The sequence below is a fragment of the Pseudoflavonifractor phocaeensis genome (genome assembly GCF_016901735.1).
Lineage (GTDB): Bacteria > Bacillota > Clostridia > Oscillospirales > Oscillospiraceae > Pseudoflavonifractor_A.
In genome coordinates, this window is sequence record NZ_JACLZC010000062.1 from 1 (window position 1) to 18,294 (window position 18,294).

An 18,294-nucleotide genomic window follows, 5' to 3' on the forward strand; every position below is an offset into this window, starting at 1 on the left:
CCCCTGAGCCGGAGCCCACCCTCTCCCGGCGGGAAAACGTGTGGACCTTCCTGCTGGCCGCCAGCGACCAGGTGAGCGGCAACTCGGACACCATCATGGTGGCCCGATACGACGCCGACGCCCAGACCGTGGGGCTGGTCTCCATCCCACGGGATACCTTTATCCCGGAACGGCCCTACCGCATCAATTCCACCTACCAAAACGGCGTGGAATCTCTGCGGGATACTGTCTCCCGGATGCTGGGCATTCCCATTGATTACTATATCACCATCGATGTGTCCGGCTTTGTCCAGCTGGTGGACTGTGTGGGGGGAATCGACTTCGACATCCCGGTCTATATGTCCTACGACGACCCCATCCAGGATCTGCACATCCACTTCTCCGCCGGTATGACCCACCTGGACGGCCAGGCCGCCATGGAGGTCTGCCGCTTCCGCCACAACAATACCTGGGACCGGCAGGTGGCCTACTCCGACGTGGAGCGCACCCAGACCCAGCAGGCGGTGCTCTCCCTCATTGCCCAAAAGGTGCTGGCCAACCCCCAGAAGCTGCTGGAATACGTGGAGCTCTTCCACACGTATGTCAAAACCGACCTGTCCCTCTCCGACTGCCTGTGGCTGGCCCAGAGCGCCGCGGGCATGGACCCGGAGACCGACCTCTCCTCCGCCACCCTCCCCGGCGACGGCACCGCCTCCTATCGGGGCTATACCTGGCTCTATGAGCTGGACCCCGACGAGACCCTGCGCATCGTCAACGAGCTCCTCAACCCCTACGACGGACCCATGACTGCCGGACTGCTGGACGTGGTCCAGGTCCCGTGAATTAGCAGTCTCCGCCCCGCTCTGTAAAAAAAGAGCGGGGCCTTTTTTCTTTTTTTCGTTCATATTTAATTTACATCCAACCTATTGACATTTTGAGGAGGTGGTGGTACATTATCTTTAGCACTCAGGAATAGCGAGTGCTAAACCAGAGAAGGAAGTGATGTGCATGGATTTAAGTGAACGCAAAAAGGCCATTCTCCGTGCCATCATCGAAAGCTACATCCAGTCGGCGGAGCCGGTGGGCTCCAAAGCCATTGCCGAGGCGCTGGGGCGCCGGGTCTCCTCGGCCACCATCCGCAATGAAATGGCCGATCTGGAGGGATTGGGCTTGCTGGAAAAGCCCCATACCTCCGCCGGACGCATCCCCTCCCCCAAGGGCTACCGGCTGTACGTCAACGAGCTGATGGAGGCCCACAAGCTCTCCTTACAGGAGACGGAGCGGATCAACCGTGCCCTGCGCCTGAAGATGCAGGAGCTGGACCGGGTGGTCTCCGAGGCCGGACGGGTTGTGGCACAGCTCACCAACTACCCCGCCTTCGCCCTCTCCTCCGGCTTTGACCGGGTGACCATCCGCCGGTTCGACCTTCTGATGGTGGAACGCAACGCCTTTATCATCGTGGTGATGACAGACACCAATGTGGTGCGCAATAAGCTGGTGCAGCTCCCCACCGATCTCACTGAGGCCCAGCTCCAGATGCTCAACACCCTGCTCAACACCACCTTTACCGGCCTGACCCTGGGGGAGATCACCCCGGAGCTCATGCGGGTGGCCCAGCACGCCGCCGGCGATGCCTACGGGCTCATCAGCCTGGTGGTGTCCTTTGCCATTGAGGTGCTGGAGAGCCTGGAGCACCGGCGGGTCCATACCGCTGGCCTGGCCCACCTCCTGGAGCTGCCCGAATATCGGGACCTAGAGCGGGCCCAGCCGCTGATGAGCTACCTCTCCGAGGATCAGGACGCCAACGAATTCCCCGTTCCCACAGGAGACCCTATGAGAATCCTCATCGGCCCGGAAAACGTGGTCGATGCCTTAAAAGACAGCAGTGTCGTGGTGGCCAGCTACGACATCGGCGGCGGTATGCGGGGCATCATTGGCGTGGTGGGTCCCACCCGGATGGATTACGCCAAGATCACCGCCCGCCTTTCCTACCTGGCCCAGGGACTGACCCGGCTCTTCGGCCACGGACAGCTCCCAGAACCCAACGATGAGCAGCATGAGGAGGTATCCCATTGAGTACACATGAAACTGACACCGCTCCCCAGGCCCAGCAGGAGACCGTGGAGGAAACCCCTTCTCCCGCCGGCGAGACCCAGGAGACCGAAACTGCCGATCCCCTGCTGACCGAGCTGGAGGCCCTAAAGGACAGTTTGGCCCAGAAAGAGGACCAATACCTCCGGCTTGCCGCCGAGTATGACAACTACCGCCGCCGCAGCCAGAAGGAAAAGTCTGACGCCTACACCGGCGCCAAGTCTGACGCCGTCATCGCCTTCCTGCCGGTATACGACAACCTGGAGCGGGCCCTCAAGCAGGAGACCGCCGACGAGGCTTACAAAAAGGGCGTGGAGATGACCATGACCCAGCTCAAGGAAGTCCTCAAAAAGCTGGGCGTGGAGGAGATCCCCGCCCTGGGCGAGACCTTCGACCCCAACCTCCACAACGCCGTGATGCACGTGGAGGACGAAAACGCCGGGGAAAACACCATTGTGGAGGTCTTTCAGGCCGGTTTCCGCAGCGGCGAGAAGGTCATCCGCTTTGCCATGGTCAAGGTGGCCAATTAGAAGCGCTGAGCCGCCGAACAGGGGCGCCTGTACCGGAGCGAGGGCGAGCGAAGGGGCACAACGTGCCCCGTAGACCAGCCCGAGACGCAGGAAAGGCGACCCGGCCGTGAGGCGTGAGAAGCGTGACAGCAGAGCGCACATCGTGCGCCCGCCATTCCCTTGTTAAAAACAATTTACAATATATTTGGAGGAATTGATTATGTCTAAGATCATCGGTATTGACCTCGGTACGACCAACTCTTGTGTTTCCGTGATGGAGGGCGGCGAGGCCGTCGTCATCCCCAACGCCGAAGGCAACCGCACCACCCCTTCCGTCGTGGCCTTCTCCAAGGACGGCGAGCGTATGGTGGGCCAGGTGGCCAAGCGCCAGGCCATCACCAACCCCGACCGCACCGTCATCTCCATCAAGCGTGAGATGGGCTCCAACTACAAGGTGGACATCGACGGCAAGAAGTACACCCCCCAGGAGATCTCCGCCATGATCCTGCAGAAGCTGAAGGCCGACGCCGAGGCTTACCTGGGCCAGACTGTCACCGAGGCGGTCATCACCGTCCCCGCTTACTTCACCGACGCCCAGCGCCAGGCTACCAAGGACGCCGGCAAGATCGCCGGCCTGGAGGTCAAGCGTATCATCAACGAACCCACCGCCGCCGCGCTGGCCTACGGCGTGGACAAGGAGACCGCTCAGAAGGTCATGGTCTATGACCTGGGCGGCGGCACCTTCGACGTGTCCATCCTGGACATCGACGACGGCGTCATCGAGGTGCTGGCCACCGCCGGCAACAACCGCCTGGGCGGCGACGACTTCGACAAGTGCATCATGGACTGGATGGCCGCCGAGTTCAAGCGTGAGAACGGCATCGACCTGACCGGCGACAAGGTGGCCATGCAGCGCCTGAAGGAGGCCGCCGAAAAGGCCAAGATCGAGCTGTCCGGCGTCACCTCCACCAGCATCAACCTGCCCTATATCACCGCCGACGCCACCGGCCCCAAGCACCTGGATCTGACCCTCACCCGCGCCAAGTTCGATCAGCTCACCGCCCATCTGGTGGAGGCCACCGCCGGCCCCGTCCGTCAGGCCATGAGCGACGCCGGCCTCTCCGGCAGCGACATCTCCAAGGTGCTGATGGTGGGCGGCTCCAGCCGTATCCCCGCCGTGCAGGACATGGTCAAGAAACTCACCGGCAAGGAGGGCTTTAAGGGCATCAACCCCGACGAGTGCGTGGCCATGGGTGCCGCGCTCCAGGGCGGCGTGCTGGTGGGCGACGTGAAGGGCCTGCTGCTGCTGGACGTCACCCCCCTGTCCCTGGGCATCGAGACCATGGGCGGCGTGATGACCAAGCTCATCGAGCGCAACACCACCATCCCCGCCAAGAAGAGCCAGATCTTCACCACCGCCGCCGACAACCAGACCTCCGTTGAGGTCCACGTCCTCCAGGGCGAGCGGGAAATGGCCCAGTACAACAAGACCCTGGGCCGCTTCAACCTGGACGGCATCGCCCCCGCCCGCCGCGGCGTGCCTCAGATCGAGGTCACCTTCGACATCGACGCCAACGGCATCGTCAACGTCTCCGCCAAGGACCTGGGCACCGGCAAGGAGCAGCATATCACCATCACCTCCTCCACCAATATGTCCAAGGAGGACATTGACAAGGCCGTCCGCGAGGCCGAGCAGTTCGCCGCCGAGGACGCCAAGCGCAAGGAAGAGGTGGACGTGCGCAACAACGCCGACCAGATGGTCTATCAGACCGAGAAGGTCATGGAGGACCTGAAGGACAAGATCGACGCGGGCGACAAGGCCACCCTGGACGCCGCCCTCAGCAAGGTGAAGGACGCCCTCAAGGGCACCGACGTGGCCGCCATCAAGACCGCCAGCGAGGAGCTGTCCAAGGCCTTCTACCCCATCAGCGAGAAGCTCTACCAGCAGGCCGGCGCCCAGGGCGGCGCGCAGCCCGGCCCCGACATGGGCGGTCAGGCCGCCGGCGGCGCTTCCGACAGCGACCCCAACGTGGTGGACGCCGACTACACCGTGATGGACGACGACAAGTAATTTTTCACACGCAAATGGTCCGCGCGGGCGGGGCTCTGCCCTGCCTGCGCGCCGTTGTGTTCTTCTTTCTTTCGATCCTGTGGGCGGAAGCTCCCTTTTCCGCTTCCGCGCAAAACAGAGGTGATTCATATGCCTGAACAAAAACGAGATTTTTATGAGGTCCTGGGCGTGTCCAAAAGCGCCTCGGACGACGAGATCAAAAAGGCCTACCGGAAGCTGGCCAAACAGTACCACCCCGACCTGAACCCGGGCGACAAGACCGCCGAGGCCAAGTTCAAGGAGGTCAACGAGGCCTACGAGATCCTCTCCGACAAGGAGAAACGGGCCAAATACGACCAGTTCGGCCACGCCGGCGTGGACCCCAACTTCGGCGCGGGCGGCTACGGCGGCGGCTTCGGCGGCTTTACCGATATGGGCGACATTGATTTGGGCGACATTTTCGGCTCCTTCTTCGGCGGCGGCTTTGGCGGAGGCGGCGGCGGACGGCGGCGCAACGGCCCCGTCAAGGGCGACAACCTCCGCACCAGCGTGACCATCTCCTTCGAGGAGGCCGCCTTCGGCTGCGAAAAGGAGGTCACCGTCACCCGCAGCGAAAACTGTGAGGTCTGCAAGGGCAGCGGCTGCGCGCCGGGCACCACCGCGGACACCTGCCCCGACTGCCACGGCAGCGGCGTCATCCGCATCCAGCGGGGGGGCGGCGGCTTCTCCTTCTCCACTACCGCCCAGTGCCCCAAGTGCGGCGGTACGGGCAAACTCATCCACACCCCCTGCAAAACCTGCAACGGCGCGGGCGCGGTGCGGAAAAACCGCAAGATCACCGTGAAAATCCCCGCCGGTATCGACGACGGCCAGGCCATCTCCCTCCGGGGACAGGGCGGCGCCGGCAAAAACGGCGGACCCAGCGGCGACCTCATCATCTCCATCCGGGTGCGCCCCCATCCCCAGTTCAAGCGGGACGGCAACGCCGTCTATCTGGAGCAGCCGGTCACCTTCCTCCAGGCCACCCTGGGCGCCGAGCTGGAGATCCCCACCATCGACGGCAAGGTCAAGTGGAACCTGCCCGCCGGCACCCAGCCCGGCACCACCTTCCGCCTGCGGGAGAAGGGTATCCCCAATGTGGGCGGACGGGGCCGTGGCGATCAGTTCGTCACTGTGGACGTACAGGTCCCCCGCAACCTGAACCACGAGCAGAAGGAAGCCCTCCGGGCCTATGGCCGCGCCATGGGCGAGGTCCCTCCCGAGGAGGAGGACGGCTTTAAGGGTTTCATTGACAGAATGAAGAAAAAGAAATAAAATAGGGACGGTCCCTTGACCGTCCTTATTTTTTTGCCCGGAGGTCTCTTATGCCTGACATCCTGCGCTATCTCACCCCCACTATTTTGTTTGCCCTCGTCCTGCTCACCGCCCTTTTCTGCCTCTTCGGCTGGTATTGGTCCCTGGTGCGCAACAGCAGAGGGCTGCTGCCCCACATCCTCCTCCAGGGCGGCACCGGCGTCCGCCTCCCGCCCAAGCCGAAATTCTCCTTTGCCGGGCGCTGCCACCCTATGGTGCGGCTGGACTGGGTCCTGCTGGTGCTGGTCACCGCCGTTTACGCCGCCACTGCCTTCTTCCGGCTGGGCTCCACCACCGCCCCCACCTCCTTCCTCTCCTGCGCCGAAACCGGAACGTCGGTCACCGTCTCCCTCACCGAGCCGGTGCTGGTCTCCAAGCTCTGGTACTACCCCGGCCTGGGCACCGGCGGATATAATCTGGAGATCTCGTCGGACGGTGAACACTGGTCCACCCTCTGGACCCGCACCGCCGAGGACGGCACCTCCACCGAATACTATTGGGCCGACGCCGCGGATTACGCCCCCGGCTACCACCTGGAGCAGAATTACGACGACCTCTTCAAGTGGCTGGAGGTGGACCCGGTCAACGACCTGGAGGTCCGCTATCTCCGCCTCACCGCCCGGGTGGACCGGGGACCCCTGGAGCTGGGCGAGCTGGTCCTCTTTGACGAGAACGGGCAGGCCGTCGACGCCGCCGCCCTCTCCCAGGACGAGAGCCCCCTCTTCGACGAGTTCTCCGCCGTGCCGGAGGATATTTCCTGGTACAACTCCACCTATTTCGACGAAATTTATCACGCCCGCACCGCCTACGAGCATATCCGCGGCATTTACCCCTACGAGATCTCCCATCCTCCCCTGGGCAAGCTCATCCTGGGCCTGGGCATCCAACTCTTCGGCATGACCCCCTTCGGCTGGCGGTTCATGGGAACTTTGTTCGGCGTGCTCATGCTGCCGGTGCTCTACGTATTCCTTAAAAATCTCTTTGGAAAGAGCATTGTGGCCTTCTGCGGCACGGCCCTCTTTGCCTTTGACTTCATGCACCTGACCCAGACCCGCATCGCCACCATCGATACCTACGGCGTCTTTTTCATCCTGCTGATGTACTATTTTATGTACCGCTACCTGACCCTCCCCGCCGGTACCACCTTTAAGGAAGGCGCCCCCTGGCTCTTTTTGTCGGGGCTTTTCTGGGGCATCGGCGCGGCCTCCAAGTGGACGGTCATCTACGGCGGCGTGGGACTGGCCCTCCTCTACTTCATCGGCCTATGGTTCAAGCTCCGGGATTGGCCCCGGAGCCAGAAGGACGAACCGGCCGTTCTTGTGCCGCTGGGGCCGTGGCTGGTCAAAACGCTGTCTTTTTCGGTGCTGTGCTTTGTGCTCCTCCCGGCGGTCATCTATGTGCTCTCCTATCTCCCTTACGCCTACGCCAGCGGGGATATGAGCCTTGCCAACCTTCTGAACATCACCTGGGACAACCAGGTCTATATGCTCACCTACCACCAGGGCGTCCATGACACCCACCCCTATGAGTCCCGCTGGTATCAGTGGATCGTGGACGGACGGCCCATTCTCTACTACCTGGATTATCAGGAGAACAACATGAAGTCCGCCTTCGCCGCCTTCTCCAACCCGGTGGTCTGCTGGGGTGGTCTGCTGGCCCTCCTGTCCACGGCGGTGCGCATGGTCCAGAAGCGCTGCGGCAGGGGGCTGTTCATCGTTATCGCCTACTTCTCCCAGCTGGCCCCCTGGTTCTTCATCTTCCGCACCACCTTCGCCTATCACTACTTCCCCTCCATCCTCTTCCTGGTGTTCGCCCTGTGCTACATCTTTGACGAATGGATCGAGCTGGAGCCGGAGCAGGGCAGGACCGCCCTCTGCGTCACCACCGGCGCGGCGGTTTTGCTGTACGCCGCCTTCTACCCGGTGCTCATCGGTCTCTCCGTCCCCCGCTGGTATACCACCAACTGCCTCCAGTGGTTCCTCTCCTGGCCCTTCTGACCTCTCATCCAACCTAAGGGGGTTTTTTATGTACTATTCCGACACCCATACCCACACCATCCTCTCCATGGACGGCCATGTGCCCCTGTCCGCTCTGGCGGACGCGGCCATCGACGCCGGTCTCTCCGCCCTTACCGTCACCGACCACTATGACTTCTTCACCGAGGACGGCAAAAAGGCCCCTGCGCTGGACTGGGGCCCCACCTTACAGCAATTTTATGAGACCGCGCCCCGCTACGAGGGCAGACTGGCCCTCCGCCTGGGCATCGAGATGGGCGCGGGCGCGTTCTTCCAGGAGGAGGCCCGGTCCTTCCTCTCCCTGCCGGAGCTGGATTTCGTCATCGGCTCGGTCCACAATATGAGCCCCGAAAAGGGGGGCATCGACCTCTTTTACCTCAATTTTGAGAAGCTGGAGGACTGCTACGCCACGCTGGACGACTATTTCACCTGCATGGCCCACCTGGCCGCCCGGCCCGATCTCTATGACGTGATGGGACACATCATCTATCCGCTGCGCTATATGCCCGACGGGGTCTCCCTGCTGGGCTATAAGGACGTGATCGACGTCATTTTGAAGGCCGTGGTGGAGGCGGGCCGGGGCATTGAGATCAACACCTGCCGGGGGAAAACCATCGGCGCCTGGTGGCCCATCCTGCGCCGCTACCGTGCCCTGGGCGGCGAGATCGTCACCACCGGCTCCGACGCCCACACCGTGGAGGGCGTGGGCAAGGGCATCGCCCAGGCCTGCGACCTGCTGCGGGAGACCGGCTTCCGCTATGTGGCGGTGTATGACAAACGCAAACCGGTTTTCCACAAGCTGTGAATCCGATTTGTTATATCAAAGAAAAAAATTAAGGAGCGTATTGCATTATGAAGGTTTCTCTGGGCTGTGACCACGGCGGTTTTGCACTCAAGGAGCATGTGAAGGGTTGGCTGGAGGCCCACGGCTACGAGGTGCTGGACTGCGGCTGCCACTCCACTGACAGCGTGGATTATCCGGTCTTTGGCCGTGCCGCCGCCGAGGCGGTGGCCGACGGACGCTGTGAGCGGGGCATCGTGGTGTGCACCACCGGCATCGGCATCTCCATCTCGGCCAATAAGGTCAAAGGCATCCGCTGCGCCCTCTGCTCCGAGCCTCTGTCCGCCGAGATGACCCGCCGCCACAACAACGCCAATATGCTGGCTATGGGCGGCGGTCTCATCGGCGCCAACATGGCCGACCGGATCGTGGAGGTCTTTCTCACCACGGAGTTCGAAAGCGGACGCCATCAGCGCCGGGTAGACCTCATCTCCGACATCGAGGCCTAATCCCTTCCCGCTCTGTTCTGTCACAGCAGACAACGAACCCCCCGGCTGTCACCAGCCGGGGGGTTCCCTTTGTTTTGGCGCTTATTCGTCCTCGTCGTCCTTCTTCTTGCGGCCGAAGAGGAAGTACATGCCGGTGGCCGCCATGGACATGGCCATGGCCACGATGCCGGCGGTGACCGTGGGATTGACGGGCGCCGCTACCATACCGGTCTTGGGCAGGTCGCCCAGCGGCGTGTCATCGTCCACGATGTCCAGATCGGGCGTGCCGGAACCGTCCGGATCACCGGAACCGCTGGCGCCGTCGTCACCGGGAGCGGGATTCAGCGGGGTTTCGCCGTCGTCGATGTCCACGTCGTCATCCGGGTCGGTCTCCGGGTTCTTGTCCGGGTCGTCATCCGGATCGTCCGGGTCCACAGGGGGCTTGGGGTCCAGCGGGGTATCATCGTCGTCGATGTCCGTGTCCTCCACGTACCAGACGATGATCTCCTTGTTGCCGTTCATGGTGCCGCTCACCGGATCGCCGGTGATATCGGTCATGGTATAGCCCTCGATCTCCCGCTCGGTGCGGGCGCTCACATCATAGCTGGTGCCGGCGGTGCGGCGGGTGCTGTACGACTCGGCCAGCTCCTCTTCGGTATCTTCTTCCAGATACTTGACCACCAGACTGTACCGCCGCTCGGACGGTCCCTCGCCGCCGGTGATGCGGTCATAGCGCAGCGTAATGACGTTCTCACCGCCGGACGCCAGGGTGATGCTCTCCGGCTCCGCGCCGGTATAGCCGTAGGTGTCGCCATCAAACTCGGTAACCTTGGCCAAGGCTTCCGCCTGGATGACGTCGCCGGCCTTGCCCTCATACTCCGCCTCCACCGTGCCGCTGAGCGCGTCATTGGTGTAGTAGGCATGCACCACGGTGTACTTCGCCACCGCACGGACATAGCGGATGATGATGGTGTTGGCGCCGTCGGGCACCAGCGAGATGATGGCGTAGTCCTCAGGCTCGGCATTCCGGAAGAGATAGGTCATTCCGTCGTTCTCCAGACGGAGAACCGCGGTGTAGCTGTCGCCGTCCATCAGCGGGCTGTCATTCACCGCCTTGATCTCCTCCTGGTAGGTCGCCTCGGTGGTACCGGCCTCCAGGGCGGCCTCGTCCACGTAGTATTCGTGCTTCACCGTTACGCCGGTGGGCTTTCTGGAGTCAATGTTCTTCTCGTAATAAATATGGATCACATTGGAAGCGGCTTCCAGAATGACGCCGGGATCGGTGGTCGCCCCTTCGGGCACGACCTCCGTCACATTCTCGGGGGCAAACTGGCCGCCCTGATAGTCGCAGGCCGCCAGGAAATACTGGCCCACATAGTAACCCGTCAGAGGCGCGTCATTCTCACCCACCGTCCAGCTGGTGCTCTGCCCGTAGGGGTTGGCATCGTTGACGGTGTAATGATGGATCACCTGAACGGTGGCCGGGCTGGTCTGGTCCACGTTGCAGATCCAATAGAAGGTGACCTGGGTCTCGTCTCCCTCGATCTTGACCTTGGCTTCCGGCTGGACGGCGTTTTCGTCCAGGACATAGCCGGGACGGGCGGTCTCCTTGCCGGTGGTCTCGAAATACTGGCCCACATAGTAGCCGCCATAGGTGGTGTTGGAACCGGTGACCGTGCTCTCACTGGTCTTGACTTCGCCGTTCTCCACGTACTTGGTCACGGTGGTATAGACGTTGTTGACCAGTACCACGCAGGGCAGGCCCAGTTCATTTTCGGTCCTGCTGTACACCACGTAGATGACATCGTTTCTGCCGCTCACGATCAGGCTCAGGCCCTCGGTGTTGTCCTTATCCTCGGGGTCATAGGTGAAACCGGCCTTGCCGTAGTCGGACGCCAGGACGGAGACCTTCTGATTCACGTAGAAGTCGCCCAGAGAGACCGTATCGCCGTATTCGGTGTTGGTCAGGGTGGTGACGATCTCTCCGGCGCTGTTGACTCTGGTGGTATAGGTCTTATAGATGGGCTGTACCTTGACGGCGCAGGGCTCGCCCAACTGGTTGTTGTCCCATCTATAGTACACGTTGTACTGGCCGTCCTGCCCCACCAGGGTGACCTTCAAGTCGTCGGTATCGGCCTTGTAGAACTCGAAATGGTCCTTTTCCTTGAGCGCAACCGTCACCACGTCGCCCTTGACGCCGTAGTGGGTGGGATCGGACACCTTCTCGCTGCTCACCTCGTCCCGGACCACGTTGCCGTTTTCATCCACATAGCTGGTATAGGTCTCATAGATGTGGTTGACGGTGACGTCGGCCTCGTCGGCCTCGCTGCCCACATAGGTCTCATAGTAGAGGTCAAAGACGTTCTCACCCTCGGTCAGTACTTTGGCGTCGCCGCCGCTGACATAGGTGTAGCCGTTGGGGATCTGCTTGGGGGTATAGGTCTGGCCCACATACCAGACGCCGGATTCATGGATGCCCAGCAGCTCATCGGTACCGGTCTCCTGATAGGAACCTTCGCCGGTATCGGGGTCTACGGTCCAGGTGTAGGTGGTATAGTAGTGGTTGACCACGATGTCCGCCGGCACCCGCAGGTCCTTGACGTACTCCACTACCAGAACGTAGTGCTTGTCCGCCTCGGTAATGGTCACCTGCCGGTTTTCGGCGCTGGTCTGGAGGGTATAGCCGTCCTTCAGGTCCGGAGTGGCGTACCAGGTCTCGCCCACAAACACGGGCTGATCCTCATACTCCGTCCAGTCGTCCTCCTCCACCGGGTACTGACCGTCGATGGTCAGTTCATAATACTTGTGGAGGATGGTCAGGGTGGCCTTTCCGGCCTCGGGCACCTCGCTGCTGTCCTTGTAGTAGTAGATATCCAGCCGGTTGTCCCCGTTCTTATCCAGCACCATGGAGGTGGTGGGCGTTTTTTCCTCATCCAGCCGGTAGTCCGTGCCGGAATAGTCGGGGGCGGTGACGGTGACGCCATGATAATTCTGGGCCTGGATCAGCTTACCGGTATCCTCCACGTACTCGCCCTTCACCTTCTGGAACTTTCCGTCCTCATTGATGACCCAGGAGTCCTCCCGGTACCAGTAGTGGATCTCATAGTCCACCGGGGTCCGCATTTCCGCGCCGTCGGTGACATAATAGATGTTAATGACGTTCTGACCGTTGGAGAGCTTCACGTCGGTGTAGGCGTCGGTCTGGTAGGTGGTCTCACCCACCGTCAGCTCCTCCACCTGCTCGTAGACCTCCGGATCCAGGAAAACCGTGTTGGTAAACCGGTCGCCCTGATAGTAGTGGTCGTAGGTGTTGACGTTCTGAAGCTCAGGCGCATGATAGACCAGTCCGTTGTCGGTCTGGTCCGCCTGGGACACCCAGTGCTTCACCACCACGGTGGCGGGAATGGGCTTATAATAGAGGTTAAAGACCATCCCGTCTTTGGTCAGGGTCTGCTCACCGCTGTGGCCCTCGGCGAAGGCATAGTTTTCTCTGCTGTAATCACTCGGGTCCACCAGGATCTTGGACCACAGCTTGGCGGAGCCGGTGGTGACTTTATCCTTGATGTACGCCCCGTTCTCGCGCTCCCAATACCAATAGTTGATGGTATACGACACCTCGGGCAGATAGCCCTTTACCTTGGGCACGTCAAAGTTGACGCTTCTCTGCTCCTCCTCTACCCGGTAGGTAAAGGTGGTGATGCCGTTGGTCAGATAGGGATAGTCCTCCACAAAGCCTTGTGCGGAGGTATCCAGGGTGACGGGGTAGGTGATCCGATAGGTCTTGCTGTTCTCACCGGTGGAGACGGGTGTGGCCTTGGACACGTCCCAGCTCAGGCCGTCCTGGGTGGCCGTTACGCCCTGGTCGGCCAGGGAGGACACGTCGCCCAGAAGAATGAATGCTCCCATGGGGTCGGTGACGCTGCCCACACTGGTGGGGGTGACGATGGTATTGGCAATGCCCTTGTAGATCTCGGCCAGTTCATTGACGTCGTTGGTGCTCATGAAATGGTCGTCGCCGCTGGCCACGCCGGACATGGTGCCGGTGGCCTGGGTGTTGTTCCGGTTGCCCAGGAAGATGGAGTAGATCTCCTGACCGCTCTCCTTGGCATAGCCGGCCTCCAGAATGGTGGGCGTGCCGTGATTGTCGTAATAAGTATATCTCACATTCTCTGTCAGCCCATGGGGACAGGTCAGCGTGAGCGCCATACCGCCGGTCATGTAAAAGCTGCTTCCGTTACCGGCGATTTCCTTATAATTGAATCCCTTGAACTGGACATTTTCCGCGCAGCCATCGTCAAAACGCCAGAAATGTCTGCCATAGGCCGTGGTGCAGCCTGTCCAGTCGGCGGTGCCCAGAGACTGACAGCTATATGTGGGCTCACCGTCGGTGAGCACCAGGATGATCTTCTTTGCGTTGGAGGGATCGGCTTCCAGGATCTGCCTGGCGCGATAGATACCCGCTTGGATGTTCGTGCCGCCGTCATACTCCATGCCGCTGGTTCGGACCTGGTCGATGGCGCGGCTGATGCGGCTGATGTCGTCGCTCAGACCGATGCGGTCCTCATAGCCGTAGCTGTAGCTGACCACCGCGATCTGGTTGTCCTCAGCTTCGGAGTTGGGACCAAGCACGATCTCAACGAAATCCTTCGCCGCCTCACGGGCGCTGCTGATGCGGCTGCCCGCCATACTGTTGGACCGGTCGATGACCAGAACCACATGGACGGAATCGGCCGGCGTGACCTGGACCTGATCCTTGGCGGTCACTTCCAGTGTGATGTCGAAATCATTGCCCCCTGTGTGTTGGGCGGTTTTGTGTACGGTGACCAATCCATCCCCGGAGGTCACCAGCTCTCCCTGATACGCCACTTCCGCCGGACGATCCCCGCCGGCCGCCAGCGCGCTGGCGGGCAGCAGTCCAAACAGGATTGCCAGTACCAGGAAAGACGAGAGCAGTCGTTTCAGCACATAGTGTCTTTCTGCCAACATCATTCATTCTCTCCTTCTTCCAAAGATTTGAGAATGGAATCCGTGGCGGCCGGACTGGCCTGGCGGACCACGCCCGCTTTAGCCTCCCAAGCTTTGCGTCCCAGCCTTTCGGCCGGTTTGCCCTGTTTCACAATTCCCCCTTGCCGTTATCCCTCTTCCACCTCCGCTTCTTCTGTGCGCCCTTCTAAAGTGCTGTCAATGAGCCGAATCAGCTCCAACGCGCTGCGGAACGCTTTCTTTTGCTTTCCGTCAGCCCAAGTGACGGTACCCTGCCAGGTCTCGTTCTGTGTACTGATGACCTGAACCATAAAATTTTCCCGCACAGGTGTTCCTCCTATCTCCTCGAAATGAGGTTATTTTAACAGAAACAGTTTACTCCATGCCGGTTACATTTCCGGTTACATTTCCGCTTCACCTTGTACAGACATTGGATACCGCTCAGGCGCGTCCTTCCGCTCCCTGACAGCCGGGCGTGGGACCTTCTTCAGGTCCGGGGGTCCGGGTCGCCGGACAACGACGCAAAATAGTGATAAAACGGCTGCAAAAAGTCAAACGCTTCAGCAAGATGGTCCACCAATTGCGGGCGATACAGTATCCCGCCGTGCTTTTCCTCGGCCATCAGGCTCAGACGGCGCTTGTTGTACCACTCCGCCAGCTCCGCCGGACAGCTGCCCTTGGGGCGTCGGTAGTCCTCGCCCTCCAGCCGGAAGGTCTCCTGTCCCCCCAGGGGCCGGATGAGCTCCAAAAAGCCCGCCGGGTCCCGGTCCAGCCGGGCCCGGAATTTGGCCATGGTCAGCGGGGCGGCGGAATAATACCCCATCCCGTAGGACCATCCCTCCGGCTCCAGTTCAAACCACAGCACCGGTGTGTCTGAGATGACGGTATCCGGCCGGCGGATGGAAAACCACAGGTGGTCCTTGTAGGGGCCGCGGCCATAGAGCCGCCGGGCATCCCGGTAGATGCGGGAGACCTTGTACATCACGTCCAGGTCCGGATGCCCTTCGTGAAAGCGTTGGAACACCGCCCGGGCCAGCTCCTGCATGGGACGGAAAAAGACGCGGAGATAGGTCTCCTTGTTGGCTTCAAACCAGCTGCGCTCATTGTTAAAGCGGATGCCCCACATAAAGTCGATGGTCTCGTCAGAAAAGCCTTGAAACATGTTCTTTACGCGTCCTCCGCCTCAGGGGGAAGCACCACTTCCGCGTCAGGCTCCGACGGGGCCGTGCTGTTCTCCGGCGCGGTGGAGGGCGCGGTACTGGGCGCCGTAGACGGCGCGGTGCTGGGCGTCGCGCTGGGCGTGGTAGACGGCGTCGCGCTGGGGGCGGTGCTGGGCGTGGCGGACGGCGTCGCGCTGGGCGTCGCACTGGGCGCCGTAGACGGCGTCGTGCTGGGCGTGGTAGACGGCGTGGTGGACGGGGCCGTAGGCGTCTTGGTTTTCAGACCGGTGGCGGGATCAATGCCCCACAGATCGGCGTCGGCGGGATTGTAGAGGTAAACGGCGTCCCGAGCGTCAAAACGGTCGGTGTGAATGACGGTGTCGCTGATGATGTTGCCGTTGGCGTCCCGCAGGCGCTGGTGGACCTCCACCACCTTGCCGGTATAGGCGGTGCGGGTGGAATCCTTCTGGGGCGCGGAGCCCTGAGGTACCGAACTGCTGGGCTCATAGACGGTCTTGGGCTGGGTGGTGCTCACCACCACGGAATAGGGGTCGCCGTAAATGCCGGTGGTGTTGGTGCCGTAGATGGTGACGTTGCAGTAGCGCACGCCGCCGCTCTTGGTGAGGGACGTCACGATCTTAATGGGATAATCCGTATCGTTCCGGAACTTGAAGTCCAGACTGTTGCTGTATACGGTGGCGTCCATGCCGGAGGGCAGGTAGCCCACGTCATACTTGTGCTTGGTGCGCTCCACCGTCTCCAGGTTGGCCTTGAGGGTGGTATAATAAATGGTGGAGGACAGCTGACACACACCGCCGGCCCAGGTGGGCGTGGTGGCTCCACCCACATAGGCGCCGGCTTGCAGATAGCCGCCGGCCTGAGAATAGGGCCCGCACAGCTCGTTATAGGAGAACACCTCGCCGGGCAGCAGAATGGTGCCGTTGACCCGCTCACAGGCCAGCTGTACATTGTGAATCCGGTTGGAATCGCCGGTGGTCTTGGTGGAGGCCTTGCCCAGTACGTCGGAGAAGAGATTGGCCTCCAGCTTGGCGGTGGTCACATTGGGTTCGGTCAGCTCCAGCGGGATGGAGACCACCTCTCCCTCCGCGCTGTCCGCCAGGGCGGCCTTGGCCGCCTCAATGTCAAAGCTCACGCCGGTGACAGAGGGGACGATCTCCTTTGTGGTCTTGTCCAGGGTGGCGTCCACCGGCTCGGTGTAGACCGCGTCATAGATGGCCTGAAAATCCGGCTCCGGCGGCGCTTCGGTGGTAATGGGCACGTCAATGGGCGCGCCGGGCTGTGCGCCAGACATCTGGCTCTGGAACTCTTCCAAAATCTGGGCCTCCAGAGCGTCGGCGTCGATGGCCTGGCCGGTGGTGCCGTGGATCAGCTCCAGCTTGTCCTCGGTGACGACGTAGCTGGTCTCCACCATGCCGTTGGTGATGTGGCTCTCCGCCTCCAGAATGGCCTGGGGCGTCTGGGCAAACTGTACCGGCAGATCCACCGTGACCTTTTGAATCCCGGTCAGGGCAGCCAGATAGCGGATGCCGCCGGTGAGGAAGTTGCCGCTGCGGCCCTCCTGCCAGGCGGCGCTCACCGCCGAGGCCCCGTCGATCTCCAGCTCGCTGCCCGGCACGGTGAATTCCGTCCCGCCGCAGGTAAAGGTGACGGACAGCGCCTGGCAGCGGGCCGCCGCCTCGTCGTTGATTTTTTGCAGGGCGTCGGAGCGGTTCAGTCCGCCCACTTCAATGCCGCCCACGGTGGTGTTGGGCAGCATCTTATCCCCCACCGCCAGCCAGGCGGTCAGGCAGCCATAGCCCACCACCAGCGCCGCCACGATGGCCAGCGCCACGATCAGACCCACAGGACGTCTTTTTTTCTTACGGGGGGGCGCTTTTATGTCGGTTTTCTGCGCGCCCTTCTTCGTTTCTTTTTCCATCATGTATCAGCTCCAGATGATAAAATCTCTCTTTCCGCATTGGAAACCACATGCTACATTATATGTTCTTCCTCTCTAAATTGCAATTACAGAACGGTTACATCGCCAGGATTTTCTCCGCTTTTTTCCGGTGGTTTAGCAACCCAATTTTCTCCGTCAAACTCACCCGCGGCCTCCCTCGATTTTTATGAAAATTAAAGAATTTGACCATCGAAACTTAAACCGGTCTGTGCTAAAATAGAGAACAGGCAATGACAATAGATAGGAGGCTTTTCTCCCATGACCAACGGCAGAACTCCAAACAGCGATTCCCAGGAAATCTTTTCCTGGCTCATCATCATCGGCGCCCTGATTCTGGCCTGGCCCATCGGTCTCTTCCTCCTCTTCCGCAAGCTCTCCGGTAAGGGACAGCAAAGCGCCGTCCAGCAGAGGCGAAACCGTGCTCAGCAGGCCTACCGTCAGCAGCCCGGGACCCAGGGCGTCGCCCCTCCGCCGCCCGCCGCAAAGCCCAAGCCCTTCCCCATCCGCGGTCGCGGTCTAACCATCGCCGGCGGGATCGTCTCCGGCATCTTCGGTCTGGCGGTGCTGAGTACGCTGGCCGAAGCCATCGGCTCGGCCGTGTATGGCGGCAGCTTCTTCTGGTACTTAGAGGAACTCTTCGTTACCGGCGGCTTCTGCGGCGTGGGTCTGGTGCTGCTGGCCGTGGGCCTCTCCCGGATACACAAGAGCCGCCGCTTCCGCCGCTATCTCCCCCTCATCGGCAGCCAAACCTCTTTGTCCATCGACACCCTGGCCCGGGCCACCTCCATCCCCGTGCGCACCGTGCGGGACGATTTGCAGGAGATGCTGGACACCGGGCTTCTCCCCACCGGCTACCTGGATCTGGGCGAAGGCCGGCTGGTCCTCTCCAGCGAGGGCATCCACGACGCCCCGCCCGCCCCGGAAC

At 61.4% G+C, this 18,294-nt stretch carries 12 protein-coding genes, 1 pseudogene and 1 riboswitch; of the genes and pseudogenes, 9 read left to right on the forward strand and 4 right to left on the reverse strand.

Annotated elements, in window-relative coordinates:
- The 8 genes from H7U37_RS11980 to rpiB all read left to right on the forward strand — a co-directional run.
- Positions 1-821, forward strand: an 821-nt coding sequence (locus H7U37_RS11980; RefSeq protein WP_204875987.1) for an LCP family protein, incomplete at its 5' end; no start/stop codon positions are given.
- Positions 822-987: 166 nt separating this feature from the next.
- Complete coding sequence (gene hrcA, locus H7U37_RS11985; protein ID WP_204875989.1) at positions 988-2,055, forward strand: heat-inducible transcriptional repressor HrcA; 1,068 nt, start codon at positions 988-990, stop codon at positions 2,053-2,055.
- Positions 2,052-2,600, forward strand: coding sequence for a nucleotide exchange factor GrpE (gene grpE, locus H7U37_RS11990; protein WP_204875991.1), 549 nt, complete (start codon positions 2,052-2,054; stop codon positions 2,598-2,600). Before hrcA ends, grpE begins: the two co-directional genes overlap by 4 nt.
- A 199-nt stretch (positions 2,601-2,799) precedes the next feature.
- A complete protein-coding gene (gene dnaK / locus H7U37_RS11995; protein WP_204875997.1) occupies positions 2,800-4,650 on the forward strand; it encodes a molecular chaperone DnaK in 1,851 nt (616 codons plus the stop codon).
- A gap of 129 nt (positions 4,651-4,779) precedes the next feature.
- Positions 4,780-5,943 carry a molecular chaperone DnaJ gene (gene dnaJ / locus H7U37_RS12000; RefSeq protein WP_204875998.1) on the forward strand — a complete coding sequence of 388 codons (1,164 nt, stop codon included), beginning with the start codon at positions 4,780-4,782 and terminating at the stop codon, positions 5,941-5,943.
- Between the two features lie 50 nt (positions 5,944-5,993).
- On the forward strand, positions 5,994-7,979 hold the full coding sequence (locus tag H7U37_RS16100; protein ID WP_204875999.1) for a phospholipid carrier-dependent glycosyltransferase: 1,986 nt from the start codon (positions 5,994-5,996) through the stop codon (positions 7,977-7,979).
- Between the two features lie 28 nt (positions 7,980-8,007).
- Positions 8,008-8,802, forward strand: coding sequence for a histidinol-phosphatase HisJ family protein (locus tag H7U37_RS12010; protein WP_204876001.1), 795 nt, complete (start codon positions 8,008-8,010; stop codon positions 8,800-8,802).
- Positions 8,803-8,849: 47 nt separating this feature from the next.
- Positions 8,850-9,287 carry a ribose 5-phosphate isomerase B gene (gene rpiB, locus H7U37_RS12015; RefSeq protein WP_204876003.1) on the forward strand — a complete coding sequence of 146 codons (438 nt, stop codon included), beginning with the start codon at positions 8,850-8,852 and terminating at the stop codon, positions 9,285-9,287.
- Between the two features lie 81 nt (positions 9,288-9,368).
- Here rpiB and H7U37_RS12020 read toward each other — a convergent pair whose 3' ends face one another.
- From H7U37_RS12020 to H7U37_RS12035, 4 genes are all read right to left on the reverse strand, one after another.
- Complete coding sequence (locus tag H7U37_RS12020; protein ID WP_204876005.1) at positions 9,369-14,255, reverse strand: vWA domain-containing protein; 4,887 nt, start codon at positions 14,253-14,255, stop codon at positions 9,369-9,371.
- Positions 14,256-14,293: 38 nt separating this feature from the next.
- A riboswitch (cyclic di-GMP riboswitch) is annotated at positions 14,294-14,384 on the reverse strand.
- Between the two features lie 14 nt (positions 14,385-14,398).
- Positions 14,399-14,575 (reverse strand): hypothetical protein, encoded by a 177-nt coding sequence (locus H7U37_RS12025; RefSeq protein ID WP_204876011.1) that lies wholly within the window; start codon positions 14,573-14,575, stop codon positions 14,399-14,401.
- Between the two features lie 161 nt (positions 14,576-14,736).
- Entirely contained in the window at positions 14,737-15,411 is a 675-nt protein-coding gene (locus tag H7U37_RS12030) for a DUF2461 domain-containing protein (RefSeq protein ID WP_204876008.1), read from the reverse strand.
- A 5-nt stretch (positions 15,412-15,416) separates the two neighbouring features.
- On the reverse strand, positions 15,417-17,351 hold the full coding sequence (locus tag H7U37_RS12035) for a VanW family protein (protein ID WP_204876010.1): 1,935 nt from the start codon (positions 17,349-17,351) through the stop codon (positions 15,417-15,419).
- A gap of 276 nt (positions 17,352-17,627) precedes the next feature.
- Between H7U37_RS12035 and H7U37_RS12040 the strand changes: the two are divergent.
- Positions 17,628-18,294, forward strand: a pseudogene (locus H7U37_RS12040) (5-bromo-4-chloroindolyl phosphate hydrolysis family protein); the annotation flags it as partial.

Excerpts from the sequence above, each read along its gene's own strand:
- hrcA (WP_204875989.1), top strand. The coding sequence starts at position 988 with ATGGATTTAAGTGAACGCAAAAAGGCCATTCTCCGTGCCATCATCGAA.
- dnaK (WP_204875997.1), top strand. The coding sequence starts at position 2,800 with ATGTCTAAGATCATCGGTATTGACCTCGGTACGACCAACTCTTGTGTT.
- dnaJ (WP_204875998.1), top strand. The coding sequence starts at position 4,780 with ATGCCTGAACAAAAACGAGATTTTTATGAGGTCCTGGGCGTGTCCAAA.
- H7U37_RS16100 (WP_204875999.1), top strand. The coding sequence starts at position 5,994 with ATGCCTGACATCCTGCGCTATCTCACCCCCACTATTTTGTTTGCCCTC.
- H7U37_RS12010 (WP_204876001.1), top strand. The coding sequence starts at position 8,008 with ATGTACTATTCCGACACCCATACCCACACCATCCTCTCCATGGACGGC.
- rpiB (WP_204876003.1), top strand. The coding sequence starts at position 8,850 with ATGAAGGTTTCTCTGGGCTGTGACCACGGCGGTTTTGCACTCAAGGAG.
- H7U37_RS12020 (WP_204876005.1), bottom strand. The coding sequence starts at position 14,255 with ATGATGTTGGCAGAAAGACACTATGTGCTGAAACGACTGCTCTCGTCT.
- H7U37_RS12030 (WP_204876008.1), bottom strand. The coding sequence starts at position 15,411 with ATGTTTCAAGGCTTTTCTGACGAGACCATCGACTTTATGTGGGGCATC.
- H7U37_RS12035 (WP_204876010.1), bottom strand. The coding sequence starts at position 17,351 with ATGATGGAAAAAGAAACGAAGAAGGGCGCGCAGAAAACCGACATAAAA.